This window comes from Rhodococcus artemisiae, from assembly GCF_036327795.1.
GTDB lineage: Bacteria > Actinomycetota > Actinomycetes > Mycobacteriales > Mycobacteriaceae > Rhodococcus > Rhodococcus artemisiae.
Genome location: NZ_JAUTXY010000015.1, coordinates 137,855 through 164,436 on the forward strand (window position 1 = coordinate 137,855; position 26,582 = coordinate 164,436).

Genomic DNA, 26,582 nt, shown 5'->3' on the forward strand with positions numbered 1-26,582 from the left:
GAGGTCATGAAGCGTTCCTTCCGGACGTGATGATGTGTCGGTCGCACAGATCGGCGATCTGCGCGTCGGTGAGGCCGAGCACCTCGGTGAGGACTTCCGCGGTGTGCGCCCCCAGTGCGGGCCCCAGGTTGTCGACGATTCCGGCATTTCCCGAGAATCGCGGCACCGGAGCCTGAACGAGCATGCTCTCGAGATCCGGATCCTCGACCCGGACGAACACCTCGCGAGCGATCATCTGCTCGTCCTCGACGAGTTGGGAGACATCGTAGACGGGCGCCGCAGCGATCTCCCCCGCTTCGAACACGGCCATCGCGTCGTCGAGGGTGTGCTGCGTTACCCACTCTGCGACGAGCTCGTCGACCTCGTCCAACCGCTTCAGGCGCCGCTGCGCATCCGAGAAGTCCGGATCGTCGACGAGGTCATGGCGTCCGATCGCCTTGAACACCCGCAACGCGATGCTCGGTGAGCTGGCCGACATCGCGAGCCATTTGTCGTCCTTCGTCCGGTAGGTGTTGCGGGGCGCCGAGATACCCCACCGGTTTCCGGTCCGTTGTGCGATCTCGCCGGTCTGGTCGTAGGCGAGCAGCGACTGTTCGAGCAGCCGCGCCAGCGGATCCACCAGGTTGACGTCGATCAGCTGACCGTCCGCACCGTGCACGTCCCGGTGATACAGCGCCATCATGATCGAATACGCGGCGTTGAGCGATGCCACGCCGTCGGCGAGCATGAAGGAGGGCAGCGTCGGAGGCCCGTCCGATTCGCCTGTGGTGTGCGCGAATCCGCTCATCGCCTCACCGAGGGTACCGAATCCCGGGCGCGACGACTTGGGACCGGTGAGACCGAATCCCGTGACATGCAGCATCACGATCTTGGGGTTGATCCTGCGGAGTGCGTCGTAGTCGAGGCCCCACCGGGTGAGAGTATGCGGCCGGGTGTTCGCGACGACGACGTCGCATTCCGCCGCGAGACGTCGTACGAGCTCTTGGCCGTCGTCGGTGCGGAGATCGATCGTGACGGATCGCTTGTTGCGTCCGATGCTCTTCCAGACGAGCCCGATACCGTCCTTCTGGACTCCCCATCCTCGGATCGGGTCGCCGCCCTGCGGTTGCTCGACCTTGATCACGTCGGCGCCGAACTCGCCGAGATAGGTGGCCGCGAGTGGTCCGGCAGCCAGGGTTGCGAGGTCGAGAACCCGGATACCGTGCAGCATCGTGCTGCGCGACGGTTCTGGGTCAGGCATGCTCGACCACCCGGTCGTCGACGAGTTCGGTCTGCGCACTTGCCGTCATGAGGTTCTCGGGGCGCTCGAGGCCGAGGTTCTCCCGCAGTGTGGAACCGGTGTACTCCTCACGAACGAGCCCGCGAGCACGGAGTTCCGGCACGACGAGCCGCACGAAGTCTTCGAATGCTCCGGGGAAATGAGTTGCGGCGATGACGAATCCGTCGCACGAACGCGACTGGAACCACCCCTCCATCTGCTCCGCGATCTGGGCCCCGGTGCCCACGAAACGAGGGCCTTGCAGCAGGGTGGCGCGGTGGTTGGCGAGGACGCGCAGGGTCAATACCTGATCGCCGATGTGGCGCTTGACGCCCTGCACGAGGCCCCGAATGCCCGAGACGCTCTCGATCAGCTCGTCGGTGACGACGTCGTCGAGGCTGTGACCCGCGAAATCGTGGTTGGTGACCTCGGACAACAGGGTCAGCGACGCTTGGGGGTGGACGAGCTCGTGCAGGAAGATGCTTTCCTTCTGCTGCGCGATCTCCTCGGTCTCCCCCGGGATGACGTAGACCATCGGAAGAACCCGCACGGAGTCGGTCGCCCGGCCGTGCTCAGCGACCAATGCTTTCTGATCCGCGTAATGCTCGGCTGCGACGGCCTGACTGGGGTCGCCGGTGAAGATCAGATCGGCCCACTTGGCGGCGAACTGTCGCCCGCGTCCGGATTGGCCCGCCTGGATCAGGACCGGCCGGCCCTGCGGCGTTCGCGGCACGGTGAGCGGGCCCTGGACGTCGAAGAACTCACCGTGGTGATCGACTTCGTGGACCTTCTCTGCGTCGGCGAAGATCCCCGATTCCCTGTCGCCGATGATCGCGTCGTCTTCCCACGAATCCCAGAGCTTTGCAACCACTTCCACGAACTCCTCGGCGCGGTCGTAGCGCTTGTCGTGATCGAAGTGCTTGTCCACACCGAAGTTGCGCGCCTCGGCGTCGTTCACCGAGGTGACGATGTTCCAGGCGGCGCGTCCGCCACTGAGATGATCGAGTGTCGCAAAGGTACGTGCGACGTGGAACGGCTGGTAGTAGGTGGTGGAGTAGGTGGCTCCGAGCCCCAGATGCGTGGTCGCGGCCGCTGCAGCGCCGAGAATCGCGGTGAGATCGAGCTTGATCGGTCGCGCGCCGTAGCGGACGGCGTCGGCGACGGAGTTGCCGTAGATCCCGGGCATCGCGAGCCGGTCGTCGAAGAACATCAGGTCGAAGTTGCCTTCTTCGAGGACCCGGGCGATCCGCTGGTAGTAGGCCAGGCTCAAGTAGTCCTGCGCCGCGTTCGGGTATCGCCATGACCCCGAGTACACGGACACGTTCGACGCCTGCATGAACGCCACGAGCGTCATCTGGTCGGTTCTGCGCTCTGTCATGGAAAGACTCCCTCAGCGAAATAAACACATCTGATGTCAACTGATATATTTAATGCTCGGTGATAGATTGTCAACACCGAGAATGCGTGTCAGGAAAAGAGGTCGCGATGACGGAGACCGACCGGGGTCCGTGGATCGTCGGCGAGACATCGGACGAGACATCGTCGAAGCAGACGGGCCGTGAACGTGTGCGCGCAGCGCTACGTCATCGGATCCTGTCCGGCGATCTCTCCCCCAACGACCGCATAGACCTGGACGCCGTCGCGGAGGAGTTCGGGACGAGCCGCACTCCGGTACGAGAGGCTTGCCTGGCCCTTGCGCAGGAAGGCCTGGTCCGCGTCGCACAGCGCAGCGGCATCACCGTCATCGGAGTCTCCCCCGAGACGATCGTCGAGAACTTCGCGCTGATGGCCGCCTTGTCCGGGGTCGCATCGCAGTGGGCCGCGGGTCGGATCACCCACCAACAGCTTCTTCGTGTACGTGAGCTGCATCGCGAGATCCGCGTGGCCGCAGCCTCCGGCGACGACATCGCCACGCTCAACTGGCTGTTTCACCGCGAGATCAACAAATCGTGCGGGTCGACGCGCCTGCAGGGAATGCTCGGCGACGCCGGACGGATGATCCCGCAGCGATACTTCGAACTCTTCCCCGAGCGTGTTCCCTGCAGCCTGGACGAACACGATGCCCTCATCGGGGCACTCGCGCGTGGCGACGGAGCCGAGGCCCGGCGCATCACCGAGCAGCACTTCGCCGGAGCTTCACAGATGCTGAGTACCTACATCGCCCAGGCCACCCGCAACGGCACGCCCTTGAAGTAGCGCCGCCTACTCGATCCGCGAATGGTCGCCCAGACTGTGCCACCCGCGGTCGTGATAGACCAGCGGAGCGGTCGACCCGGGATCGGTCCCGAATCCGTCGATATCCAGCGCCTCGACAACCATCACCGACGAGGTGCCGACCCTCAGCCGTTCCACCACCCGGGCACGGATCCGGATCGGCGCGTCCAGGAAGTACACCTCCCCGGTGGGCAGCCGGCTCCAGAGGGAGGCGTCGGCGAACCTGTCGATCCCGCTGGTGGCGCCGAGTTTCGCCAGGTGCAGCTGTTCCGCCGCAAGTAGGTGCACCACGACGGTGTCGGCCGCAGCAACCGTCGGCGAGCTCGACGAGGCGTCGGAGACGGAGAACATCAGCATCGGAGGATCGACGCTCACCGATGCCACCGACGTGGCCGTGAGCGCCGCAGGCCCGGCTCCCGCGTCCGCGGTGACGAGCGCGACACCTGCCGGGTGCGCGCGGAAAGCAGCCGTGAAACGGAGCGGGGTTGAAGTCGTGGGCACAAACGTATATTAATCACAATCAGATACATCAGTACAGTCTCGATATACGAAAGGTGTCCTATGAGCACCCGCACCATCCGCCCGAGGCGCAGCACCCTCGCGGTACCCGGATCGAATCCCAAGATGATCGACAAGGCCCGCGGGTTGTCCGTGGATGCGCTGTTCCTCGACCTCGAGGATGCCTGCGCACCGAACGCCAAGGCCGACGGCCGCGAGATCATCGTCAAATCCCTCAACGAGGGAGGATTCGACGACAAGATCCGGACCGTGCGTGTCAACGACTGGACCACACCCTGGACGTACCGCGACGTCGTCGACGTCGTCGAAGGTGCCGGCGCGAACCTGGACTGCATCATGCTCCCCAAGGTCCAGAACGCCGGACAGGTCCACGCGCTCGACATGCTCCTGACGCAGATCGAGAAGTCGGTCGGACTCGAGGTCGGCCGGATCGGCCTCGAAGTGCAGATCGAAACTGCCTCGGGGCTCATCGCATTGGATGCCATTGCCCAGGCGAGCCCACGAATCGAAACGCTCGTCTTCGGGCCCGCCGATTTCATGGCGTCGATCCACATGAAGTCACTCGTCGTCGGCGAGCAACCACCCGGATACGACGTGGGCGATGCCTACCACCACATCCTCATGTCGATCCTCATGGCGGCCCGCGCCCACGGTAAGCAGGCCATCGACGGCCCGTATCTCGCGATCAAGGACCTCGATGGCCTCGGACGTGTGGCAGGCCGAGCCGCCGCACTCGGCTTCGACGGCAAATGGGTGCTGCATCCCTCCCAGGTCGACGTGGTCAACGAGGTCTTCAACCCCGGCCAGGACGATTACGACCATGCCGAGAACATCCTCGACGCGTACGACTGGTGCACGTCCGAAGCGGGTGGGTCCCGCGGCGCGGCGATGCTCGGCGACGAGATGATCGACGAGGCCTCCCGCAAGATGGCACTGGTGATCTCCGGCAAAGGACGCGCGGCGGGTATGACGCGAACGTCGGTGTGGCAACCTCCGCAATGACGTGAAGTAACCCGCACCGGGTCGTCGGTGCGGGTTACCTCAGAAGCGCGCCCCGGGACAGGAGACGGTGACGGAAACAGCCCGGGGGCGCCGCTGTGCGAGTGTCAGGCCACGACGGACCGTTGCGGGACACCCGTGTATTCGCTGAGCGGACGGATCAGTGCGTTGGATTCACTCTGCTCGATGATGTGTGCCGTCCAGCCGGTGATGCGGCTCATGACGAAGATCGGTGTGAACACCTCGATGTCGAAGCCCATCAAGTAGTAGGCAGGTCCGGTGGGAAAGTCGAGGTTCGGCTTGATCCCGGTGGCGTCACCCATAGTCTTCTCGAGGATGTCGTACATGCGCACCCACTTCTCACCGTCGGTGTGAGCGGCGACATCCCGGAACGCCTCCTTCATGGTGGGGACGCGCGAATCACCGTGCTTGTACACGCGGTGACCGAAGCCCATCACCTTCTCCTTGCGGGCGAGCTTGCCGCGCATCCACTCCTCGGCACGGTCCGGTTCGCCGATCTCGAGCATGTCGTGCATGACGGCCTCGTTGGCACCGCCGTGCAGCGGACCCTTGAGCGCTCCGATCGCCGCGGTGACGGCACTGTAGATGTCCGACATCGTCGACGTCACGACGCGCGCCGCGAAGGTCGAGGCGTTGAAGCTGTGCTCCGCGTACAGGATCAGCGAGACCTCGAACGCCTTGACGATCTCCGCATCGGGAACCTTCCCGAAACACATGTTCAGGAAGTTCTCGGCGAACCCGAGCGAGTGGTGCGGCGCTACCGGGTCGAGACCGCGGCGTCGACGATGATCGGCCGCGACGATGGTCGGCAGTACCGCCATCATGCGCAACGACTTTGCACGGTTCGCGGTGGGCGACGCGTCGGCTTCGGCGGGATCCTCGGCCCCGAGATAACTGATCGCGGTGCGCACCACATCCATCGGGTGACAACTCTCGGGTAGCTTCGCGACGAGCCCGAGGAGCGAGCGATCTGCCCTCCGCTCGGCGCGTTCGCGCTGCATGAACAACGTCAGTTCGGCGTCGGTCGGCAACTCACCGTTCCACAACAGGTAGGCGACCTGTTCGAAACTGCAGTGGGCGGCCAGATCCTGCACAGCGTAGCCGCGGTATGTCAGGGAGTTCGTCTCGGGCACCACCTTGGAGATCGCGGTGGTGTCGACGACGACGCCGGCCAATCCCTTGAAAGTCGTCGGAACAGCGGTGTCTGTCATCACTGCCTCCTGTCGAGGGTGAAATTGAAGATCCCGGAATCGAATTCGTTGTAGCGCTCGTACTCGAGCACCTCGTACAACCGCGAGCGTGTCTGCATCTCGTCGAGCAGGGTCTCCTGCGTTCCCTCCTCATGGATGACCCGCAGTCCCTTCTCGATGGCACCCATGGCCAACCGCAGCGTGGTCACAGGGTAGATCACCGCGTTGTAGCCGATCTTCTCCAGAACCTGTGCGGGGATCAGCTGCGACTTGCCGAACTCGGTCATGTTCGCGAGCAACGGCACATCCACTGCAGCGCGGAACTTCTCGAAATCGGCTGTGGTGTACAGAGCTTCGGTGAAGATCAGATCGGCCCCTGCTTCCGCGTAGGCCGTGGCGCGATCGATCGCCGCATCGATACCTTCGATTCCTGCGGCATCGGTGCGAGCGCAGATCACGAAGTTCGGGTCACGGCGCGCCGATACCGCGGCGCGCAGACGCCGCACCATCTCGTCGGTGCCGACGATCGCCTTGCCGTCGAGGTGACCGCACCGCTTCGGGTTGATCTGGTCCTCCAGGTGCAACCCGGCGATCCCGGCGTCCTCGAGGATTGTCACGGTGCGCGCCGCGGACATCGGCTCCCCGAACCCGGTGTCGGCGTCGACGAGCACCGGCAGGTCGGTGACCCGAGCGATCTGGGCGCTGTGCGCGGTGACCTCGGTGAGCGTGGTCAACCCGATGTCGGGTAGGGCGAGCCCCGCCGAGAACGCCCCACCGGAGACGTAGACGCCCTCGAAGCCGATCTCTTGGACGAGCTTTGCCGTCAGCGGATTGATTGCTCCGGGAAAACGCTGGATCTTCCCGGAGGTCAGTCCGGCACGGAACGCGATGCGCTTGTCCGCAGCCGACGTGGTGGCGGCGATGAGACCGGTCATGTCAGAACAGTCCCTTCTGCAACTTCGGAGCACGGGCGAGCACGTCATCGGACACGGTGAAGGTGAGCTGATGCAGATCGCCGGCCTTCAATTCGGGGGCGCGCTGCGCCGCGTCGAGGAAGCGGTCCTGTTCTGCGGGAGCAACAACGCCCTCGGCGAGGATCCGGAACTTCTCGATGTACTGGTCGCGAGCGAACGGGCGCGCGCCGAGCGGATGTGCGTCGGCGATGGCGAGTTCGTCGACGACGACCTCGCCGTTCTTCAGCGTGACCTCGGCGCGGGCGCCGAATGCCTTCTCCGCGGGGTCGGTGGAGTGGTAGCGGCGCGTCCACTCCGGGTCCTCCGCGGTGGAGATCTTGTTCCACAGTTCGATCGTGTCGGGGCGCTGCGCGCGCTCGGGCGAATACGACCGCTCGTGGTGCCAAGTACCGTCCTGCAGCGCCACCGCGAAGATGTACATGACCGAGTGGTCCAGGGTCTCGCGGGACGCGTACGGATCGAACTTCTGAGGATCGTTCGAACCGGTGCCGATCACGACATGGGTGTGATGGCTGGTGTGCAGCACGATCGACTCGATCTGTTCGAGGTCGCCGATGCGCTCTCGCATGCGGCGGGCGAGGTCGATCGGGGCCTGGCTCTGGTACTCGGCCGAGTGCTCCTTGGTGTACGTGTCGAGGATCGCGCGCTTGGCCTCGCCCGGGCCGGGGAGCGGCACGTGGTATTCGGCGTTCGGTCCGCCGAGCAGCCACGCGATGACGCCGTCCTCGCCCTCCCAGATGGGCGACGGTGCACCCTCGCCGCGCAGGGCACGGTCGACGGCTTCGACGGCCATCTTGCCTGCGAACGCCGGTGCGTAGGCTTTCCAGCTGGAGATCTCCCCCTTACGGGACTGGCGGGTGGCCGTCGTCGTGTGCAGGGCCTGTCCGATGGACTGGTACACGGTCTCGGTGTCGAGCCCGAGGAGCGTCCCGATGCCGGCCGCGGCAGACGGGCCGAGATGCGCCACGTGGTCGATCTTGTGTTCGTGCAGGCAGATCGAGCGGACCAGGTCGACCTGGATCTCGTATCCTGTGGCGAGACCTCGGATCAGATCGGCGCCGCTGCGTCCGGTGTGCTGGGCCACAGCGAGGATCGGCGGAATGTTGTCGCCGGGATGCGAGTATTCCGCGGCGAGGAACGTGTCGTGGAAGTCGAGTTCGCGCACGGCCACACCATTTGCCCATGCCGCCCACTCCGGAGAGAAGGTGCCGTCGACACCGAACACCGCCGAGCCGGCGGTGTAGGGGTGGGCCTGCGCCTGGGCGCGAGCGTTCGACACGGGACGACGGGTCAGCGATGCGGCCGCGACCGAGGCGTTGTCGATGATGCGATTGACGATCATGCCCGCCGTGTCGTCCGGAACCTCCACCGAGTCGGTGGCCACCTCGGCGATCCGCCACGCGAGGTGCTCTTCCTTCGGAAATTCTTCCGCGGACCGACGAGTGCGTACGAGATGTGTTTTCACTGGAATCCTCCGAACGTTGGTGCTTCGATTTGCACGCTACGCAGACTTCACAAAGTTGGAAATGCCTTGCATATGCCTATTTTTGCGAAGCACATCGAGCAAATTTGTAAATGTTGTGTAAGTCGAAGATGTTAGATTCACAGCCATGCAGAAGATGTATGCCGGGGCTCGTCTGCGCCGCTTACGGGACGAGCGTGGGATGACCCAGACCGCACTGGCGACCACGCTCGGATTGTCCACCAGTTACGTCAACCAGCTCGAGAACGACCACCGGCCCCTCACCGTTCCGGTACTGCTGCGCTTGAACTCGATGTTCGACCTCGACATGGCGTTCTTCGCTGCCGACACCGATGCCCGCCTCCTCGCGGACCTCCAGGAGGTACTCGCGGAGAACCCCGATACCGCTGCTGTCACGGCCGCCGAGATCGACGAACTGTTGTCACGCACTCCGTTCGCGGCACGCGCACTGGTGTCGATGCACCGGCGGCTGCGCGGCGCCACAGAACAGCTCGAGCAGCTCGCCCCGGACGATCCCGGTGTCGTCGCCGACCAGTCCGCGACGACACCCTACGAGGAGGTCCGCGATTTCTTCTACGACCGCCGCAACCACATCGCCGAACTCGACGATGCCGCAGAGGAACTGTTCACCGCTCGGGGACTGACCGTTGGCGGGCTTGATCTGCAGCTGAGCAGTCTGCTGCAGGATGAACACGGCATCACCGTGATCATCCGCACCGACGAACCCGACCGCATCGGACCGAAACGCGCCTACGACCCGGTTGCGAAGGTCCTGACCCTCGCGCGACGCCTGACCCCGGGCCAACGCGCATTCCAGCTGGCGACACAACTCGCGTTCATCGCGCACGCCGACACCATCAACGCCATCGTCGCGGACGCCGAGACGTTGCCCGAACGGTCACGTGCCCTTGCTCGCGTCGGCCTGGCCAACTACTTCGCCGGAGCGCTGATCCTGCCGTACACCCAGTTCCTTCGCTCCGCCGAGGCCCTGCACTACGACATCGATCTTCTCGGCGCGAAGTTCGAGGTGGGCTTCGAGACCGTGTGCCATCGGCTGTCGACACTGCAACGACCCGGGCAGCGCGGGGTGCCGTTCTTCTTCGTCCGCACCGACCGCGCCGGAAACATCTCGAAGCGTCAGTCCGCCACCGCTTTCCACTTCTCCCGTGTGGGCGGTAGCTGTCCACTATGGGTTGTGCACGATGCGTTCACCTCACCGGGTCGCATCCTGACGCAGGTGTCGCAGATGCCGGACGGTCGCACCTACCTCTGGATCGCCCGCACCACCCATGAAGGCACGCCCGGGTATCTCGCCGCCAAAAGGGATTTCGCGATCGGTCTCGGCTGCGATCTCGGCTACGCCGACAAACTCGTCTACTCGAGAGGGTTGCGTCTCGACGATCCTGACACGACCACACCCATCGGCGCGGGCTGCAAGGTGTGCGACCGCCCGTCCTGCACCCAGCGGGCGTTCCCACATCTGGGCCGCACCATCCGGATCGACGAGAACAACGCGGGCCTCGCGCCCTACTCCGCCGCAGAGGAGCTGTGAGATGCGCGACGAACGGCACCTCGATCACGACGTTCGCTGGTGGGCGCAGGCCGACTGTCGATTCTTCGGGCCGTCACCCTTCTTCGGACCCGACACCGAAACTCCCACCGAGCGATTCCGTCGCGAGAATCACGCCAAACGGATCTGCGCCGGTTGCACCGTCGCCGACGAATGCCTACGGTACGCACTCGACGCGGGCGAGCCGTTCGGGATCTGGGGTGGTACCTCCGAGCGGGAGCGGAAAAACCTTCGCACCCGCGTGAATCACGGACGGGCTACAGAGGTGCACAGCCGGTGATAACGAATCACGGATGTCCCGGCGTCATCGGTGATGGTGGCACGCACGCCGTACACCTGCTCGATGAGCTCGGCCGTCAACGCCTCGGTCGGTGTCCCGTGCGCGACGATGCGCCCCTTCGAGAGCACCACCACCCGATCGCAGAACATCGCCGCAAGATTGAGGTCGTGCAACGCCACGTAACTCGTGACAGGAAGTGACACAATTCGTTCGAGAATGTCGAGCTGGTGCTGGATGTCGAGGTGGTTCGTCGGCTCGTCCAGCAGCAGTTCTTCCGGTTCCTGAGCTAGGGCCCGGGCGATCTGCGCACGCTGACGTTCACCACCCGACATCGAACGCCACAACCGGTCGGCGAACTCGGCCATCCCCGTCACGGCAAGGGCACGGTCGATGGCGTCCGCGCCGCCGTCGTCGCGCCCGAACACATCGGCGTGCGGAATCCTGCCGAGTCGCACCACATCCCGCACACGGATGTCGACCTCGGTGTGCGCGTGCTGCCCGACCATCGCGACCCGGCGTGCCAGAGCGCGGCGCCCGAGACTCCCGATGTCCCTTCCATCGAGAGCCACCGTCCCACCATCGGGGTGATCGATGCCGGCGAGCACGCGCAGCAGGGATGATTTACCCGACCCGTTCGGCCCCAACAGCCCGATCGTCTCCCCCTGCACGGGTTCGATCGTCACGTCGTCGACGACAAGATTCCCACCGCGGCTCCACCGCAGCGACTTTGCGGACAGTGTCACGGCGTACTCCTCGTACGGAATGTCACGGCGTACTCCTCGTACGGAACAGGATCAGCGCGAAGGCGGGCACGCCGATCAGAGCGGTCACCACACCCACCGGCACCTCCTGCGGTGCGAACACGGTGCGGGCCACCGCATCCACCCACACCATGAAGACTGCACCCACCACAGCGGTGACGGGCACGAGATGACTGTGCCGGGGGCCCACCAGGAATCGTGCCGCGTGCGGCAGGACGAGACCCACGAATCCGATCGCGCCCGCGGCACTCACCAGCACGGCGGTGATAAGAGCGGTCACCAACAGAAACATCAGCCGGGTACGTGCCACCGAGATGCCGAGTGTCGCCGCGGTCGACGAACCGAACGTGAATGCGTCCAGAGAGGACGCCTTGACCAGACACACGACGATGCCCAGCGCACACACCGCGCCGCAGAGCGCCACATCACTCCAGGTGGCCCCGGACAGCGACCCCAGCAACCAGAACAGCACCCCGCGGGTCCGCTCCGCATCGGCAGACGAGATGACGATGAACGACGTCAACGCCGAGAACAGCTGAGTCCCCGCCACACCCGCGAGCACCACGCGCGAAGTACCTCCGCCCGCGCCGGTGGCGAGCAACAGGACCAGCGCGAACGACACGAGTGCGCCCAGGAAGGCACCGCCCGACAACGACACGGCGCCACCACCGATGCCCAGCACCGCGATCATCACGGCACCGGTCGACGCACCCGACGAGATCCCCAGCACGAACGGATCCGCCAGCGGATTACGCAGCAGCGACTGCATGATCACACCGCACACCGCGAGACCCGCGCCGCACACCGCGGCCAGCAGGGTCCGTGGCAGCCTCAGCTCCCAGACGATCCCCTCACGGATCGCGCTGACCGAACTGTCTGCCAACCCCAACCGGTCGAAGATGACAGCGTAGACGTCCGGCACCGAGAGTTCGGCCGGGCCGATCGTGACGGTCACTGCGATCGAGAACGCCAGTACCACCAGCCCGACCACGACGACGACCGCTGCGACAGGGGCACCTTCGGCAGGCGACCGGTACTTCGTCGCCGACACCATCAGCCCGCGAGATTCCACTCGCGCAGAGCGCCGGCCACCTTCTCGATTCCGTCGACCGTGCGGATCGACGGGTTCATGTCGGCACCATTGACGACGATGTACCGTTTGTTCTGCACAGCCGTCAGACGCCGGGTGACCGGATTCGATTCGAGAAATTCGATCTTGCTGTCCAGTGCGTCGCCCGCGATGCTGCGCCGACTCAGGTCGCCGAGTACGAGTGCCGTGGGATCACGATCGAGGATCGACTCCCAGCTCACCTGCGGCCACTCGTTCGTGGTGTCGTCGAAGACGTTCTTCGCGCCGACGGAGTTGGTGATGATGCCCGACGAACCGCAGCACCCCGCGACATACGGGGTGGCGGTGTCGGCGAACCAGTATGCAAGAGACACCCCGGCGCCGTCGACATCACCCGCGGCGGTCTCGTACCGCTGCCGAAGCTCGGCGACGAACTCGTCACCGCGCTCGGTGACATCGAAGATCGCTGCTAGTTCGCGGATCTCCTTGTACACCGCATCCATCGTCAGCGGCTCGGTCCGGTTGCCGTCGGAGTTGACGCTGTTGTCGTCCTTACCGTCGCAATCGGTGGGCGACAGGTACGACGGGACTCCGAGCTGCTCGAACTGCTCCGATGTCGCGACGCCGCCCTCGCCGAGGGTGCCCCCGAAGGAAGCCGACACGAAGTCGGGTTCGGTGTCGAGCACGACTTCGAAGGAAGGATTGTTGTCGGCGAGGCGCGGCACCTTCTCGTTCTCGGCGCCGAGGTTCTCGCGCACCGGGTCGGTCCAGGTCGCGGTGCCGACCATGCGGTCGGCCAGGCCGAGCGACAGCAGGATTTCCGTCGACCCCTGGTTGAGCGACACGGCCCGCTGCGGTGGCGCGTCGACGGTGACCTCGCGGCCACAATTCTGGATGCTCAGCGGGTAGTTCGTCGACCCCGACGCGGCGCTCGTGTCCTGGTGATCGGTGGCGTCCGGGTCTGTGGCGCTCGACGAGCAGCCGGCTACGGTCACGACCGCTGCCACCAGAGCAATACCGGTGCACAGCATTGTGCGCCGCCCTTTACGGGCGGCGAAAATCGAATTGTTCATATCCATCCTCGTGGTACTGCCTCGGTCGGCGCAGGTGTCCTGGCTCCCGGATCGACGCTTTCTCCCGGCCTTCCAACCCGTGCGGGCCGTGACCACGATGTGGGAGATCGCTCCTCGGTGACAGTTGCGGGGACAGCCCCGGATTCGCACCGGCGTTCCCTACGTCGCGTCGAACAGTACAAGACCCGAGCATGCGCACCGCGAGGCGCAGTCAGGTGAACGGCACGCCACCGGTCACCGCGACGACAGCACCGGTGATGTAGCTCGCCTCCTGCGACGCGAGGAAGACGTACGCGGGAGCAAGCTCGGCAGGTTGTCCCGGACGACCGAGCGGAACATCGGCGCCGAACTGCTCGTAGGCGCCGCGGGTCATCGTCGCCGGGATCAGCGGCGTCCAGATCGGTCCCGGTGCAACCGCATTGACGCGAATCCCCCTGGGTGCGACATCCGCGGCCAGGCCCTTGGTGAAGTTCACGATCCCGGCCTTACTGGTCGCGTAGTCGAGCAGTCCGGGTGACGGTGTGGTGGCCTGGATCGACGTGGTGTTCACGATCGCCGAACCCGGACGCATCTCCGCCACCGCGTACTTGCAGAGCCAGAACAGCGCATACAGGTTGGTCTTCATCACGCGATCGAACTGGCCGGTGGTCATGTCTGCGATACCGCCAGGTTCCATGTGCTGGTAGGCGGCGTTGTTGACGAGGATGTCGATCCCACCCAGTTCGGACACGGTGGTGCCGACCAGTTCGCGGCAGAACTCCTCGGACCGGATGTCCCCCGGTGCCGTCACTGCTCTGCTCCCCGCTTCCTCGACCAACTCCGTCGTGCGGCGCGCATCATCATCCTCGTCGAGAAAACTCACGACGACGTCGGCGCCTTCGCGTGCAAACGCCACGGCGACGGCACGGCCGATGCCCGAATCCGCGCCGGTGACGAGGGCGCGTCTGCCGTCGAGGCGGTCGCCGCCCTTATACGTTCGCTCTCCGTGGTCCGGCTCCGACACCATCTCGGAGGTGCGCCCCGGATACGGGATCTCTTCCTGTTCGGCGAGCGGTGGCGTCCGGTACTGCTTCCCGGGGTGCTGCATGCGGTACTGATCTGACATCGGATCCTCCCGGACATCGCGTGTGCCTTCTCCGTACCCGGTCGACCGCGGCGGCACACACGGTTGGAGACGGCAGCTTCGGGGTATGCGAGGCAGGCACACCTCGACGGAAGGACACCGGCGTGAGCGCACACAAGGATCCGGAAACGGCCGGCACCGCGCGCGACAAGGACGGTACAGCGCCCGACGTGGTATCCGACCCCGCGCAGTCGACGGAGGACGGCTCCTCCGACTGGACGGATGAGGGCGGCGCGACACCATCAGGACCTGCAACCGATACGGACAAGGACTGACGCCTCTACCCACCCGGGGTTTACCCTGGTAACCGACACCTTCTACCGACTCGGGTGTGGGCGGCCATAATGGCTTCTCGTGTGGTCGAACGAGGAGGCATGCACGTGAGTGAGAACCTGTCGGCGTATCGGAGAGACTTCGCGCGGATCGAGAAGAGGATCGCCGGGGAGTTCGACCCAGGGCGACGGCGCTGGGTGCTCGCCGGGTGCATCGCGCTGCTGATCGTCGGGCTTGTTCTTCCGCAGACGTCGTCGGCCTGGTCGTGGACAGTTCTCGCGGGCTGGTACGGCGACAGTGCCGCGGTCTCGATGCTGATGCGGGTCTTCATGACGTTGACCGTGGTGTTCGGTGTGCTGGTCTCTTCTGCCGCGCTGTGCCTGCGCCGCTGGCGGCTCGCGTCGGCGGCGATGCTCGGCTCCGGGCTCGCGTCGTTGTTCGGGCTGTTGGGCTACTGGTCGCAGGCGGGGATGATCGCCGACGGACCACATGCACCGGGCATCGGCATGATCCTGAACTGGCTCGTCATGATCGCGATGACCTCGCAGTGGCTACCGATCGTACTCAGCAGGTCCCCCACCGACACACGGCCGCGACCCACGCTGATCCGGTCTCACTGACCCCGATCATTGTGCGCGACTGATTCTGCCCGGCTGCTGCGCAGCTCATTCTGCCCGGCGCAGCAGATAGGTGTCCATCACCCAGCCGCGTGCGGCCTTGGCCCGAGCCCGCGCAGAGTCGATGGCGTCGAGCACCTCACTCAAGCGTCCCGCGACGGCCTCCTCGTCGCTCGTCCCCAGATTCGCTCCCCACCAGATGTCCCAGTCGCCGTCGAGGTCGCGGCAGGCGAGCTGCCCGTCCAGCATGACGACGATATTGTCGGCGCCCGACGCGACTTCCGTGCCGAGGCGCCGACCGGTGGTGATCGTGATCGGTCCGCCGATCCTGTTGAACACCAGCCGATGTCGCGCGGCCAGAAGTTGGATGCTGCTCACGCCGGGAACGACGTCGTAGTCGATGTCGAGCACACCACGATCGCGGATGCGTTCGACGACTCGGATGGTGCTGTCGTACAGGCTCGGATCGCCCCACACGAGGAATCCGACCGTCTCGTCGTCGCGGACCTCTGCGTGCAGCACCGCCTCGTACGCGTGCGCCCGGGCCGCGTGCCAGTCGCGCACCTCCGTCCCGTACTGCTCGGGTGCGCGGTCGCGCGGCGGGTCGGGCACCACGATGGTGCGATACCGTCCGGTGGTGTGGCGACCGAGAATCTGTTCGCGCACCGACACGAGATCGTCCACACCGCGCTGCTTGTCGGCGACGAGGAACACGTCGACGCTCTCGAGCGCCTTGACCGCCGCGACTGTGAGGTCGTCCGGACCACCCGGCCCGATCCCGATCAGCCGCAACCTCATCCGCGATCCTCGAGGTCACCTTCGACGTCGAGGTAGGCCTGTTGCAGCGCCTTCAGGGTCTCCGGATCGGGATCCGCCCACAATCCACGATCGGCTGCTTCGGTGAGACGTTCGACGATGCCACGCAGCGCCCACGGGTTGGCCTCGCGCAGGAACTCCTGGTTCTCGGAGTCGAGTGCGTAGTTCTGCGCAAGCGACTCGTACATCCAGTCCTCGACAACACCGGCGGTGGCGTCGTACCCGAACAGATAGTCGACGGTCGCGGCGAGTTCGAACGCGCCCTTGTAGCCGTGTCGGCGCATCGCAGATATCCAGCGCGGGTTGACGACGCGCGCACGGAACACACGTGCGGTCTCCTCGCTGAGCGAGCGGGTGCGCACGGTGTCAGGGATCGTCGAGTCCCCTATGTACGCCTTCGGATCGTTGCCCGTGAGCGCGCGCACCGTGGCGACCATGCCGCCGTGGTACTGGAAGTAGTCGTCGGAGTCGGCGATGTCGTGTTCGCGGGTGTCGGTGTTCTTGGCGGCCACTGCGATCCGGCGGTAATTGGCACGCATGTCGTCGGCAGCGGCGACGCCGTGCAGGTTGCGCCCGTACGCGAATCCGCCCCACGCTGTGTACACCTCGGCGAGGTCGGCGTCGGTGCGCCAGTTTCCGGAGTCGATGAGCTGGAGGATTCCGGCACCGTACGAACCCGGCTTGGATCCGAAGATTCGGCGCACCGCGCGGTCGGAGTCGCCGTGCTCGGCCTCGTCGCGCGTGGCGTGGGCACGTACGTAGTTCAGTTCGTCGGGTTCGTCGAGCGCTGCGATCATGCGGATCGCGTCGTCGAGCATGCCGATCACGTGCGGGAACGCGTCGCGGAAGAATCCGGAGATGCGCACGGTGACGTCGATGCGCGGTCGGCCGAGTTCCTCGAGCGGCACGATGGTGAGTTCACGGACACGACGGGATTCGGGGTCCCACTCGGGGCGGACGCCGATGAGTGCGAGTACCTCGGCGATGTCGTCGCCTGCGGTGCGCATCGCGGAGGTGCCCCACACGGACAGCCCCACGGACTGCGGGTACTCACCGGCGTCGGCGAGATACCGCTCGATCAGTGCGTTCGCGAGCGCCACACCCGTGTCGTAGGCGAGTCGGCTCGGCACTGCCTTGGGATCAACGGTGTAGAAGTTCCGGCCCGTGGGCAGCACATTGACCAAACCACGCAACGGCGAACCCGACGGACCAGCGGGAATGTACCCGCCGTCGAGGGCATGCAGTACGGCATCGAGTTCATCGGTGGTCTGCGCGAGGCGCGGAACCACCTGTTCGGCTGCGAAGGTCAGCACCCGCGACACCTCGCTGTCGGCGTGGCCGAGTACCGATTCGACTGTGGCCGGAGCGGTATCGACACTCCAGCCGCCGTCTTCCATCGCCTGCACGAGCGCGCGAGCCTGGGTCTCGATCGCATCGACCTCGGTCAGCGGCGCATCGGTCTTCAGTCCGAGTGCAGTCCGCAGCCCGGGCACCGCGTGGCTCTTACCACCCCATACCTGTGCGGCGCGCAGGATCGACAGCACCAGGTTGACGCGTGCTTCGCCTTCGGGGGCGGCGCCGAGCACGTGCAGCCCGTCGCGGATCTGAGCATCCTTGACCTCGCACAGCCACCCGTCGACGTGCAGCAGGAAATCGTCGAATTCGGCGTCGTGCGGCCGGTCGTCGAGCCCGAGGTCGTGGTCGAGTTTCGCGGCCTGGATCAGCGTCCAGATCTGCGCGCGGATCGCGGGCAGCTTTGCGGGGTCCATCACCGCGATATTGGAGTACTCATCGAGCAGCTGCTCGAGCCGCGCGATGTCGCCGTACGACTCCGCGCGGGCCATCGGCGGGATCAGGTGATCGACGATCGTGGCGTGTGCGCGGCGCTTGGCCTGCGCGCCCTCGCCGGGATCGTTGACCAGGAACGGGTAGATCAGCGGCAGGTTCCCGATGGCGGCATCGGTCGCGCACGACGCCGACATACCCGCATTCTTGCCGGGCAACCACTCCATCGAGCCGTGCTTGCCGAGATGGACGACGGCGTCGGCACCGAAACCCTGCTCGACCCATCGGTATGCGGCGAGATAATGGTGCGACGGTGCCATGTCGGGATCGTGGTAGATCGCAACCGGATTCTCACCGAATCCGCGCGGCGGCTGGATCATGAGGACGACATTGCCGGCCTGCAACGTGGCCAGGACGATCGCATCACCATCGACGAACAACGAACCGGGCGCGGGCCCCCATGCCTCGGTCATCGCGTCGGTGAGCTCGTCGGGCAGGTCCTTCGTCCACTCCACGTAATCGGATGTGGTGACTCGCACCGGATTACCGGCCAGCTGGTCGGCTGTGAGCCATTCCTCGTCCTGCCCGCCTGCGTCGATCAGCGCGTGGATCAGGGTATTTCCGGCTTCTGTGTCGTCCTCGAGGTCCATCCCGGGGAATCCGGCGCCGAGGTCGTATCCGATATCGCGCAGTGCTCGCAGCATCTTGATCGCCGACACGGGGGTGTCGAGACCGACGGCATTGCCGACGCGTGAGTGCTTGGTGGGATATGCCGACAACATGATCGCGATGCGCCGGTCCGCAGGCGGGACATGCCGCAGCCGGGCGTGCGCGACCGCAATGCCCGCCACGCGACGGCATCGTTCCGGATCGGTGACGTAGCGAGGCAGGCCGTCGGAGTCGAGTTCCTTGAACGAGAACGGCACCGTGATGATGCGGCCGTCGAATTCGGGAACCGCGATCTGGGTCGCGGAGTCGAGCGGGGACACACCGTCGTCGGAGTCCGCCCAGCTGTCGCGGCTCCACGTCAGGCACAGGGCCTGCAGAATCGGAATATCGAGCGCGGCAAGGGCTCCCACATCCCACGCCTCGTCCTCACCGCCGGCGCTCACCGTTGCGGGCTTGGTGCCACCGGCGGCGAGGACGGTCACGACGAGCGCGTCGAGGCTGCCGAGTTCGGCGAGCAGGTCGTCGGAAGCACCACGCAGCGATGCGCAGTGCACGACCACTCCCTGGGCCTTACCCGTCGCGTCGATCGCGTCGGCCAGATCATGCGCGAACTGCACGTTTCCGCTGGTGTGGTGGGCGCGGTAGAACAGCACCCCCACCCGCGGCAGCGACTCGTCGGCCGGCGTGGGCCGGTCGAGTACACCCCATTCGGGTAGTTCGGCGGGCGGCTCGAAGCCCTCACCGCCGAGCAGCACGGTGTCCGACAGGAACGCGTGGAGTTGCGCAAGGTTGGCGGGGCCGCCGTGGGCGAGATAGCGATGCGCCTCGGCAGCGGTCCCGATCGGCACCGTCGAGTAACTCATGAGCTCGGCGTCCGGTGTCTGTTCACCACCCAGGACGACGACCGGCACACCCCGTCCGAGGACGGCGTCGAGCCCGTTCTGCCAGGACCTGGCAGAACCGAGAATCCGTACGATGACCAGGTCGGCGCCGTCGAGGAGTCCGCCCAGATCTGCGTCCACGTCGAGGCGCGACGGGTTCCCGACCACCCAGTCGGCGCCGCTCGAACGGGCCGACAACAGGTCGGTGTCCGATGTCGACAGCAAAGCGAGGCGCGTCACGACGCAACCCGAAACTCGAGGCACACGGCCATGTTCAGTCTCCAAAACCCTCGTGGACGTACTCATGCCGTGGCCGGTCTCCTGGCTGACGGATCATCGCTACTGCGCCGACCTTCCCGGACTGTCGTCCAGTGGTCTCCGTTCCGGCAGGCCGGTACGGACGAGGGCGAGCAACTACCCGCTCACAGTGGCGAGGGCCGCGCCGGTTTCTCACCGGCTTCCCGTAACCACGGCGTCGCCAGCGTAGCGCACCATTTTCTGAGGATGTGCAACCATGTGGTCCCGTGGAGCACGTCTCGCCCGATCTTCCCCCCGACCGCTGCCCCGGGCTGCTGCGACCGCACGTCGCAGCCGACGGGGCGCTGGTGCGTCTGCGCGCTCCCGGAGGCCGTGTTCCGTCCGGCGGGCTCGGGCGACTCTCGGCCGCGTCGCAGGAATTCGCCGACGGTGACGTGCACCTCACATCTCGCGGAAACCTGCAGATCAGAGGTATCTCTCTCGACGACTGCGGCAATGTGCCCGCCGGTCTCACCGACGCGATCGTGGCCGCCGGTTTCCTGCCGTCACCTTCGCACGAGCGGGTCCGCAACGTGGTCGCATCGCCGTTGTCGGGGCTCGTCGGCGGGGTCGCCGACATCAGGCCTCTGATCGGTGCGCTCGATACTGCGCTGTGCGCGGAACCGGCCCTCGCCGAGCTGCCCGGCCGGTTCCTGTTCGGTCTCGACGACGGCCGCGGCGACGTCGCAGGGCTCCGCTGCGATCTCGCGGCCATTGCGGACGAGGCCAGCGGAGCGACGGGGAACGACACTGGCCGGACGATGCGAATCGTGATCGGCGGACTGGACGGCCCGACCGTACCGATATCGCAGGTCATCGACACCCTGATCGACCTGGCGCTCAGATTCCTGCAGACACGCGGGACGCTCTGGCATGTGCGGCAGCTCCCCGGGCGCGGCGCCGAACTCGGGGGTGCCGGCCGAGTTCCCGCGCTCCCGTCGTATGCGATGCCCTACGGAGTGCTGGCCGGTGTCGTATCGGCGCTGGTCCCGCTGGGAATCCTATCGCCGTCCATGGCTTCAGCCCTGCCCGACGACGACGTGATCGTCACCCCGTGGCGCGGCCTGGTACTCCCCTCCGGCGCCGATCCGGCCGCGTTGTCCGACGCCGGATTCGTTTTGTCGGACGACTCCGCGTGGCCCCGGGTCACCGCGTGCACCGGATCTCCCGGGTGTAGCCTCGCCCGAGGTGATACCCGGGCTCTGGCCCGTCGCACCGTCACTTCCGGCACCACAGCAGACCGCCTACATATTGTCGGCTGCGAACGTGCCTGCGGTGCACCGAATTCCCCGCACACCCTTGTTTTCGCCAGCCGCTCGACGTCACACAGGAGCTCGACGTGACCCTTCAGCCACCACCTCGCCGTTACGAGTACGAGACGGACGGCGCGCATATCTACGTCCGCTCGTTCGCGACGATCCGAGCCGAATCCGACCTCGCGGCGATCCCGGACGATGCCGAGAAGGTCGCGGTGCGGATGATCCACGCGAGCGGGCAGACCGACCTGGCGAAGGATCTGGTGATCCATCCCGATCTGGTGTCCGCGGCCCGCACGGCCCTGAACGCGGGCGCACCGATCCTGGCCGATGCGAATATGGTCGCCGCCGGGGTCACCCGTACACGGCTTCCGGCAGACAACGACGTGCTGTGTCTCCTCGGCGATCCCCGGGTGCCGGAACTCGCGCAGCAATGGAATACCACGCGCTCGGCCGCAGCCGTGTCGCTGTGGGCCGACCGACTCGAGGGCGCGGTCGTCGCGATCGGCAACGCTCCCACCGCACTGTTCCATCTGTTGGAGATGCTCGATGCCGGCGCACCGCGTCCGGCAGCGATCGTCGGTGTGCCAGTGGGATTCATCGGCGCCGCCGAGTCCAAGGATGCCTTGATCTCACATGATCTGCAGATCCCCCATCTCGTGGTGCGGGGTCGGCGGGGCGGGTCGGCCATGGCGTCGTCGGCGCTCAACGCACTGGCTCAGGAGGCGGAATGACCGGCAGGATCTACGGGGTCGGGCTCGGACCCGGCGACCCGGAACTCATCACCCGCAAGGCCGCTCGCCTGATCGCGGAGGCCGACGTCATCGCCTACCACTCGGGCACGCATGGCCGGTCGATCGCGCGCGGCATCGCGGCCGGACTGATCCCGGACGGCGTGATCGAGGAGAAGCTGGTGTATCCCGTCACCGTCGGCACCACTGACCACCCCGGCGGATACGACGGGGCGATCGCCGATTTCTACGACGAGTGCGCTGCGCGTCTTGCCACCCACCTCGACGCCGATCGCACCGTCGTCGTTCTGTGCGAAGGCGACCCGTTGTTCTACGGGTCGTACATGTACCTCCACGACCGGTTGTCGAAAGAGTATGTTGCCGAGGTAATCCCCGGGGTCACCTCGTTCTCGGCTGCGGCAGCCGCGGCCGCCGAGCCCCTTGTGCGCCGCACCGATGTACTCACCATCCTCCCGGGAACCCTTCCCGAGCCCGAATTGGCGAGGCGACTGGCCGATACCGACGGCGCGGTCATCATGAAGCTGGGCCGCACCTTCGGATCGGTGCGAAGCGCCCTGGAACAGTCCGGACGACTCGACGATGCCGTGTACGTCGAGCGTGCAACCATGGACGGGCAACGCATCGTCGCAGCCGCAGACGTGGATCCCGATACGGTTCCGTACTTTTCGGTGATCCTCACAGCCGGAGACAAGGCTCCTCGGAACCGGGGAGTGATCGACCGATCCCGCCCCGTCACGCCCGAGGCCGAGACCTCGGTCGAGACGCACGAATTGCTGGTGATCGGACTCGGCCCCGCCGACGACAGATGGCTCACTCCCGAGGCATCGGCGGCTCTCGCGTCGGTCGATCATGTCGTCGGATACGGTCCCTACGTCGATCGAGTTCCGGTTCGCAACGGCCTGCAGCGACATTCGAGTGGGAACACCGTCGAGGTCGATCGCGCCAGGTTCGCGCTCGACCTGACATTGTCCGGTGAGAAGGTGGCCGTGGTGTCCGGCGGTGACGCCGGGGTGTTCGGGATGGCGTCGGCGGTGTTCGAGGCCGCGCAGGATCAGAAGTACTCGTCCGTGCCGATCCGCGTGCTGCCGGGAGTGTCGGCAGTGCAGGCCGTCGCAGCCCGCGCAGGGGCACCCATCGGCGGGGATTTCGCAGTCATGAGCCTGTCGGATCGGCTCAAGCCGTGGAGCGTGATCGAAAAGCGGCTCACCGCAATTGCAGAAGCCGATCTCGTGCTGGGGATCTACAATCCCGCGTCCCGGTCGCGGACGACGCAGGTCGCCGACGCGCGTTCACTGTTCCTGCGGCATCGGCCGGGCGCCACGGTCGTCGTGATCGGGCGGGACGTGGGCAGGCCGGGTGAGTCGCTCGAGGTCACCACCCTCGAGAAACTGGATCCCGCGAGCATCGACATGAAGTGCCTGCTCATCATCGGCGCGGCAGGGACCTCCACATTGCCGTCCGGCTCGGTGTGGACGTCGCGCTCGGTGGGAGCCTAGACACGTGCGTGTTCAGCCCGATAGGTTTCGCGGCCGTGACGTTCGGCCTTCTCGGTGAGATCGTCGGATTCGTCTTGCACGTAGGCGGTTCCAGCGATCAGCATGATCAGGGCACCGGAGATCCACGAGGTCCACGCGGCGGCGTCACCGGCGTACTGGCCCACCCACGGCAGGACGAACAGGACGAGACCGACGACGGACAGCGCCCAGTGATCCTTCGTGGGATTGCGGGCGATGAGCGACCACAGTGCGTAGAGCGTCGCGAGGGCACCGAAGCCGAGGGTGAGCCCGGATCCGATCGGTGTGGTATCTGCCCAGATCCCTGCAGACATGGTGACGAGGCCGAGGAGTACAGCTGCTCCCCCGGCCGGTTTTCGGGTGTCGATCATGGCTGGATTCCTTCCGTGTGGTCGGCCCGCGACGAGGGCGGTTCGATTCGCTACATGTTGTGTAGCTACACCTAGTGTAGCGTTCCCGGTGACGGAAACATTCCCGCGCCAGGAACCCGACGAGGAGGCCGACGTGACAGCGACAGAAACTGGGTCCGTCGAGCAGCGCATCGCCGAGGCCGTCCGCGATCTCCTGCGTATCAAGGGCCCCACTGCCGTCACCATCGAAGGCGTCGCCAACCGCACGGGAATGGCGCGCACCACGATCTACCGTCGCTACCGCGACCGCGACGAGATGCTCACTGCAGGTCTCGAACCGATTGCTCGTCCCGAGCCGCCGGCAGCAGACTCCACACCGCGCGAAGTCTTGACCTGGCTTGTGCGCGAGTCCAGGAAGTCCATCGATATCGGCATCGGATTCGGCGGATTCTCCGCTCTCCTCACCGATCCCGACCCCTCATTCACGCATCTGATCCGCGCGGTCCTCGTCCGGCACCGCGGAAATCTCTCGGCCGTCATCCGCGACCACATCGCACGGGGAACAGTGCGCGCCGACCTCGACCTCGATGCCTTCCTGGACTGCCTCGTGGGCGCCTACGCCGCCGAGCGCGCCCGCAGTCCCGAACTCGAACCGAACCGAGCACAGCGGATCGTCGACACCCTGCTCCCGACCTTCGCCGCTTCGACATCGGCCGGGTAGCCCCCCGAGCGACAAGGCGGTCACAATCCGTCATCGTCGATGATCTGCTGCACGAGCGCACCGTAGGCCTCGATCAACTTCGCGCTGTCGATCGCCTGGGGCGTCAGGATCTCGAAGGTCCGCAGGCCGCTCGCCAGGCCCAGCAGCAGGGTCACGACCATTCGGGCACGCGCCTTGTCGGGCGTCTGCTCTCCGATCACCGCTGCGATCCGAGGCACCACTCGTTCCGTCATCTTCATGCGGGCAGTTTCGGGATCCGGGGCTTCCTGTACGAGATACGGGGCCATTGCCCAGAATTCGTAGTCGCCCGAATTCCGGCGTTCGACGATGGCCCGCACCAGCCGGTATCCGGGCGGTTCCTCAGCGGGATCGAGGTCGGCGAGTCCCGGAGATTCGGGCGCAGCGGCCTGGAAGAGTTCCGCCTTGCTGCCGGTCAGCTTCATCACCAGGGCGGGTGAGACACCGGCCGCCTCGGCGATATCCCTGATGGTCGTGCCGTTGAAGCCCCGCTCGGCGAACAGCGGCCGGGCAGCGTCGAGAATGGTGTCGCGAGTCGTCCGTTCGATCATCGCCGCCTCACGCCGCCTCGGTCGGATCGGCGACCGGAGGCGTGCGCACCGGCCGATGCCTCGGCAGGAGCACGGCGCACACCATGGCGACGAATGTGGAGGAACCCGCGATCACGAAGATCACGATGATGGCGCCGTGCGCGGGGAAGGTCGCGCCGGACGCCTCGATGGTGATACTGGCGAGCAACGCGGCGACCACCGCGCTCATGCTCGACATCCCGATGGTGCGCAGGAGGCTGTTGAGGCCGTTCGCGGCCGCGGTTTCGGTGACCGGAACAGCAGCCATGATCAGTGCCGGCAGGGTCGCATAGGCCAAGGCGTTGCCGATGCTCACCATCGCCGCACCGATGATGATCAGGGCGACGGTGTCGTCCCAGGCGATACGGAAGCTGTAGGCCGCGGTCATGACGATCGTCCCGAGCATGAGGGTGAAGCGCCCACCGAAGCGCATGGTGAGTCTCCCGGCCACCGGCGCGGTCATGAACATCGCCAGGCTGCCGGGGATCATGCACAGCCCGGCCGTTGCGGCGCTGAGCCCGAATCCGAAGCCGGTAATCTCGGGTAGCTGCAACTGTTGTGTGGTCGCCAACAGGCTGGCGTACGCGGAGAATCCGATGAAGAGTCCGGCAAGGTTGGCAAGGAGCACCGTGCGCCTCGCCGACACGCGCAGGTCGACCATCGGGGCCTTCACTCGCAACTGGTAGGGCACGAAGGCCACCGCGATGGCGATGGCCGCGACGAAGCACGCGACGGTCTGCGCGCTCGACCAGCCCCACGTCGGGCCCTTCGAGATCCCCAGAAGCAGAGCCGTCAGGGCGAGCGACAGCAACAGCGCACCGAGAATGTCGAACCGGCCCCGGGTTCCCGTCGCGGAGGCCGGAACGACGAGCAGGATGCCCAGCATGAGCAATGTGCCGACTGCCGCAGACACCCAGAAGACGGACGTCCAGCCGAAGTTGTCGTACAACGCGCCCGCCGCCGGCATGCCCAGTGCACCACCGATTCCCATCGTGGAGCTGGTGAGCGCCACAGCCCCGGCGACCTTCTCGCGAGGAAGCACATCGCGCAGGACCGCCATCGCCACCGGAATGAGCGACGACGAGAACCCCTGCAACCCGCGTCCGATGAGAACGAACAGATAGTCGCCTCCGATCGCCGCGATCAGCGCACCGGCGACCATCATCGACAGCGAAAGCACCATCATCCGGCGCTTGCCGTACATGTCGGCCATCCGGGAGACGATGGGCGTGGCCACCGCTCCGGTCAGCAAGGTGATGGTGATGAGCCAGCCGACATCACCCGCGGTGACATCGAGCAGCTCCGGGAGATCCGGCAGCAGGGGTACCACGAGAGTGGTCTGGAGAGCCACGACGAGACCCGCGACGCTCAACAGTGCCGTGATCACACCGCTGGACGCCGCACTTCGCGACGGGGTCGCTGTATCCATCCCGATCCTCCATCGCCACTTCGGTGAACGTCGTTCACCCCACGCAGTGAACGACGTTCACCGGGCGACTGTCAACCACCCCGCACATCGCCGTTCTGCGA

General features: G+C 65.9%; 25 protein-coding genes and 2 riboswitches. Of the genes, 10 read left to right on the top strand and 15 right to left on the bottom strand.

Annotated features, from left to right (window positions below):
• Positions 1 to 4 precede the first annotated feature (4 nt).
• On the bottom strand, positions 5 to 1,210 hold the full coding sequence (locus Q7514_RS26015) for a CaiB/BaiF CoA transferase family protein (protein ID WP_330136222.1): 1,206 nt from the start codon (positions 1,208 to 1,210) through the stop codon (positions 5 to 7).
• A gap of 22 nt (positions 1,211 to 1,232) precedes the next feature.
• Positions 1,233 to 2,636: an LLM class flavin-dependent oxidoreductase gene (locus Q7514_RS26020; RefSeq protein WP_330136151.1), complete on the bottom strand. Its 1,404-nt coding sequence runs from the start codon at positions 2,634 to 2,636 to the stop codon at positions 1,233 to 1,235.
• A gap of 107 nt (positions 2,637 to 2,743) precedes the next feature.
• Between Q7514_RS26020 and Q7514_RS26025 the strand changes: the two genes are divergently transcribed.
• On the top strand, positions 2,744 to 3,454 hold the full coding sequence (locus Q7514_RS26025) for a GntR family transcriptional regulator (protein WP_330136152.1): 711 nt from the start codon (positions 2,744 to 2,746) through the stop codon (positions 3,452 to 3,454).
• Between the two features lie 6 nt (positions 3,455 to 3,460).
• Here Q7514_RS26025 and Q7514_RS26030 read toward each other — a convergent pair whose 3' ends face one another.
• Positions 3,461 to 3,973: a flavin reductase family protein gene (locus Q7514_RS26030; protein ID WP_330136153.1), complete on the bottom strand. Its 513-nt coding sequence runs from the start codon at positions 3,971 to 3,973 to the stop codon at positions 3,461 to 3,463.
• A 60-nt stretch (positions 3,974 to 4,033) separates the two neighbouring features.
• Here Q7514_RS26030 and Q7514_RS26035 point away from each other — a divergent pair, with 60 nt between their 5' ends.
• The gene (locus Q7514_RS26035; RefSeq protein ID WP_330136154.1) at positions 4,034 to 4,993 is read left to right on the top strand and encodes an HpcH/HpaI aldolase/citrate lyase family protein; all 960 of its coding nucleotides are present in this window, start codon (positions 4,034 to 4,036) and stop codon (positions 4,991 to 4,993) included.
• Between the two features lie 104 nt (positions 4,994 to 5,097).
• Here the strand turns inward: Q7514_RS26035 and Q7514_RS26040 are convergent, their stop codons facing one another.
• From Q7514_RS26040 to prpD, 3 genes are read right to left on the bottom strand one after another with little or no spacing between them, the layout of a single operon-like run.
• Positions 5,098 to 6,222: a bifunctional 2-methylcitrate synthase/citrate synthase gene (locus Q7514_RS26040; protein WP_330136155.1), complete on the bottom strand. Its 1,125-nt coding sequence runs from the start codon at positions 6,220 to 6,222 to the stop codon at positions 5,098 to 5,100.
• Positions 6,222 to 7,136: a methylisocitrate lyase gene (prpB, locus tag Q7514_RS26045; protein WP_330136156.1), complete on the bottom strand. Its 915-nt coding sequence runs from the start codon at positions 7,134 to 7,136 to the stop codon at positions 6,222 to 6,224. Before prpB ends, Q7514_RS26040 begins: the two co-directional genes overlap by 1 nt.
• A 1-nt stretch (position 7,137) precedes the next feature.
• On the bottom strand, positions 7,138 to 8,640 hold the full coding sequence (gene prpD / locus Q7514_RS26050) for a 2-methylcitrate dehydratase PrpD (protein WP_330136157.1): 1,503 nt from the start codon (positions 8,638 to 8,640) through the stop codon (positions 7,138 to 7,140).
• Positions 8,641 to 8,785: 145 nt separating this feature from the next.
• Here prpD and Q7514_RS26055 point away from each other — a divergent pair, with 145 nt between their 5' ends.
• Both Q7514_RS26055 and Q7514_RS26060 read left to right on the top strand, forming a co-directional pair.
• Positions 8,786 to 10,210, top strand: a complete 1,425-nt coding sequence (locus tag Q7514_RS26055; RefSeq protein ID WP_330136158.1) for a short-chain fatty acyl-CoA regulator family protein — start codon at positions 8,786 to 8,788, stop codon at positions 10,208 to 10,210.
• Between the two features lies 1 nt (position 10,211).
• Positions 10,212 to 10,508: a WhiB family transcriptional regulator gene (locus tag Q7514_RS26060; protein ID WP_330136159.1), complete on the top strand. Its 297-nt coding sequence runs from the start codon at positions 10,212 to 10,214 to the stop codon at positions 10,506 to 10,508.
• Here Q7514_RS26060 and Q7514_RS26065 read toward each other — a convergent pair.
• The 4 genes from Q7514_RS26065 to Q7514_RS26080 all read right to left on the bottom strand — a co-directional run bounded on the left by Q7514_RS26065 (position 10,475) and on the right by Q7514_RS26080 (position 14,516).
• A complete protein-coding gene (locus Q7514_RS26065; RefSeq protein WP_330136160.1) occupies positions 10,475 to 11,251 on the bottom strand; it encodes an ABC transporter ATP-binding protein in 777 nt (258 codons plus the stop codon). The genes Q7514_RS26060 and Q7514_RS26065 overlap by 34 nt on opposite strands.
• A gap of 22 nt (positions 11,252 to 11,273) precedes the next feature.
• Positions 11,274 to 12,323 carry a FecCD family ABC transporter permease gene (locus tag Q7514_RS26070; RefSeq protein ID WP_330136223.1) on the bottom strand — a complete coding sequence of 350 codons (1,050 nt, stop codon included), beginning with the start codon at positions 12,321 to 12,323 and terminating at the stop codon, positions 11,274 to 11,276.
• Positions 12,323 to 13,369, bottom strand: a complete 1,047-nt coding sequence (locus Q7514_RS26075) for an ABC transporter substrate-binding protein (protein WP_330136224.1) — start codon at positions 13,367 to 13,369, stop codon at positions 12,323 to 12,325. Before Q7514_RS26075 ends, Q7514_RS26070 begins: the two co-directional genes overlap by 1 nt.
• A gap of 54 nt (positions 13,370 to 13,423) precedes the next feature.
• Positions 13,424 to 13,598, bottom strand: a riboswitch (cobalamin riboswitch).
• 24 nt (positions 13,599 to 13,622) lie between these two features.
• A complete protein-coding gene (locus Q7514_RS26080) occupies positions 13,623 to 14,516 on the bottom strand; it encodes an SDR family oxidoreductase (RefSeq protein ID WP_330136161.1) in 894 nt (297 codons plus the stop codon).
• 122 nt (positions 14,517 to 14,638) lie between these two features.
• Here Q7514_RS26080 and Q7514_RS26085 point away from each other — a divergent pair, with 122 nt between their 5' ends.
• Together Q7514_RS26085 and Q7514_RS26090 are read left to right on the top strand one after the other, a co-directional pair.
• Positions 14,639 to 14,809 carry a hypothetical protein gene (locus tag Q7514_RS26085; RefSeq protein ID WP_330136162.1) on the top strand — a complete coding sequence of 57 codons (171 nt, stop codon included), beginning with the start codon at positions 14,639 to 14,641 and terminating at the stop codon, positions 14,807 to 14,809.
• 99 nt (positions 14,810 to 14,908) lie between these two features.
• The gene (locus tag Q7514_RS26090) at positions 14,909 to 15,427 is read left to right on the top strand and encodes an Rv2732c family membrane protein (protein ID WP_330136163.1); all 519 of its coding nucleotides are present in this window, start codon (positions 14,909 to 14,911) and stop codon (positions 15,425 to 15,427) included.
• Positions 15,428 to 15,472: 45 nt separating this feature from the next.
• On the opposite strand, the gene cobF is transcribed toward Q7514_RS26090, so the two are convergent.
• Together cobF and cobN are read right to left on the bottom strand one after the other, a co-directional pair.
• Positions 15,473 to 16,222, bottom strand: coding sequence for a precorrin-6A synthase (deacetylating) (gene cobF, locus Q7514_RS26095; RefSeq protein WP_330136164.1), 750 nt, complete (start codon positions 16,220 to 16,222; stop codon positions 15,473 to 15,475).
• Positions 16,219 to 19,815 carry a cobaltochelatase subunit CobN gene (gene cobN, locus Q7514_RS26100; protein ID WP_330136165.1) on the bottom strand — a complete coding sequence of 1,199 codons (3,597 nt, stop codon included), beginning with the start codon at positions 19,813 to 19,815 and terminating at the stop codon, positions 16,219 to 16,221. Before cobN ends, cobF begins: the two co-directional genes overlap by 4 nt.
• Positions 19,816 to 19,869: 54 nt before the next feature.
• A riboswitch (cobalamin riboswitch) is annotated at positions 19,870 to 20,086 on the bottom strand.
• 13 nt (positions 20,087 to 20,099) lie between these two features.
• Between cobN and Q7514_RS26105 the strand changes: the two genes are divergently transcribed.
• The 3 genes from Q7514_RS26105 to Q7514_RS26115 are packed head-to-tail and all read left to right on the top strand — an operon-like array spanning position 20,100 to position 23,376.
• Entirely contained in the window at positions 20,100 to 21,215 is a 1,116-nt protein-coding gene (locus Q7514_RS26105) for a cobalamin biosynthesis protein CobG (protein ID WP_330136166.1), read from the top strand.
• Complete coding sequence (locus Q7514_RS26110; protein ID WP_330136167.1) at positions 21,212 to 21,862, top strand: precorrin-8X methylmutase; 651 nt, start codon at positions 21,212 to 21,214, stop codon at positions 21,860 to 21,862. The genes Q7514_RS26105 and Q7514_RS26110 overlap by 4 nt, the downstream gene beginning before the upstream one ends.
• Complete coding sequence (locus Q7514_RS26115) at positions 21,859 to 23,376, top strand: precorrin-2 C(20)-methyltransferase (protein WP_330136168.1); 1,518 nt, start codon at positions 21,859 to 21,861, stop codon at positions 23,374 to 23,376. Before Q7514_RS26110 ends, Q7514_RS26115 begins: the two co-directional genes overlap by 4 nt.
• On the opposite strand, the gene Q7514_RS26120 is transcribed toward Q7514_RS26115, so the two are convergent.
• Positions 23,373 to 23,765 (bottom strand): SPW repeat domain-containing protein, encoded by a 393-nt coding sequence (locus Q7514_RS26120; RefSeq protein WP_330136169.1) that lies wholly within the window; start codon positions 23,763 to 23,765, stop codon positions 23,373 to 23,375. The two genes, Q7514_RS26115 and Q7514_RS26120, sit on opposite strands and share 4 nt — an antisense overlap.
• A gap of 133 nt (positions 23,766 to 23,898) precedes the next feature.
• Between Q7514_RS26120 and Q7514_RS26125 the strand changes: the two genes are divergently transcribed.
• Complete coding sequence (locus tag Q7514_RS26125; RefSeq protein WP_330136170.1) at positions 23,899 to 24,465, top strand: TetR/AcrR family transcriptional regulator; 567 nt, start codon at positions 23,899 to 23,901, stop codon at positions 24,463 to 24,465.
• A gap of 20 nt (positions 24,466 to 24,485) precedes the next feature.
• On the opposite strand, the gene Q7514_RS26130 is transcribed toward Q7514_RS26125, so the two are convergent.
• Both Q7514_RS26130 and Q7514_RS26135 read right to left on the bottom strand, forming a co-directional pair.
• Entirely contained in the window at positions 24,486 to 25,034 is a 549-nt protein-coding gene (locus Q7514_RS26130; RefSeq protein ID WP_330136171.1) for a TetR/AcrR family transcriptional regulator, read from the bottom strand.
• Between the two features lie 7 nt (positions 25,035 to 25,041).
• Positions 25,042 to 26,481, bottom strand: coding sequence for an MFS transporter (locus Q7514_RS26135; protein WP_330136172.1), 1,440 nt, complete (start codon positions 26,479 to 26,481; stop codon positions 25,042 to 25,044).
• Positions 26,482 to 26,582: the final 101 nt, after the last annotated feature.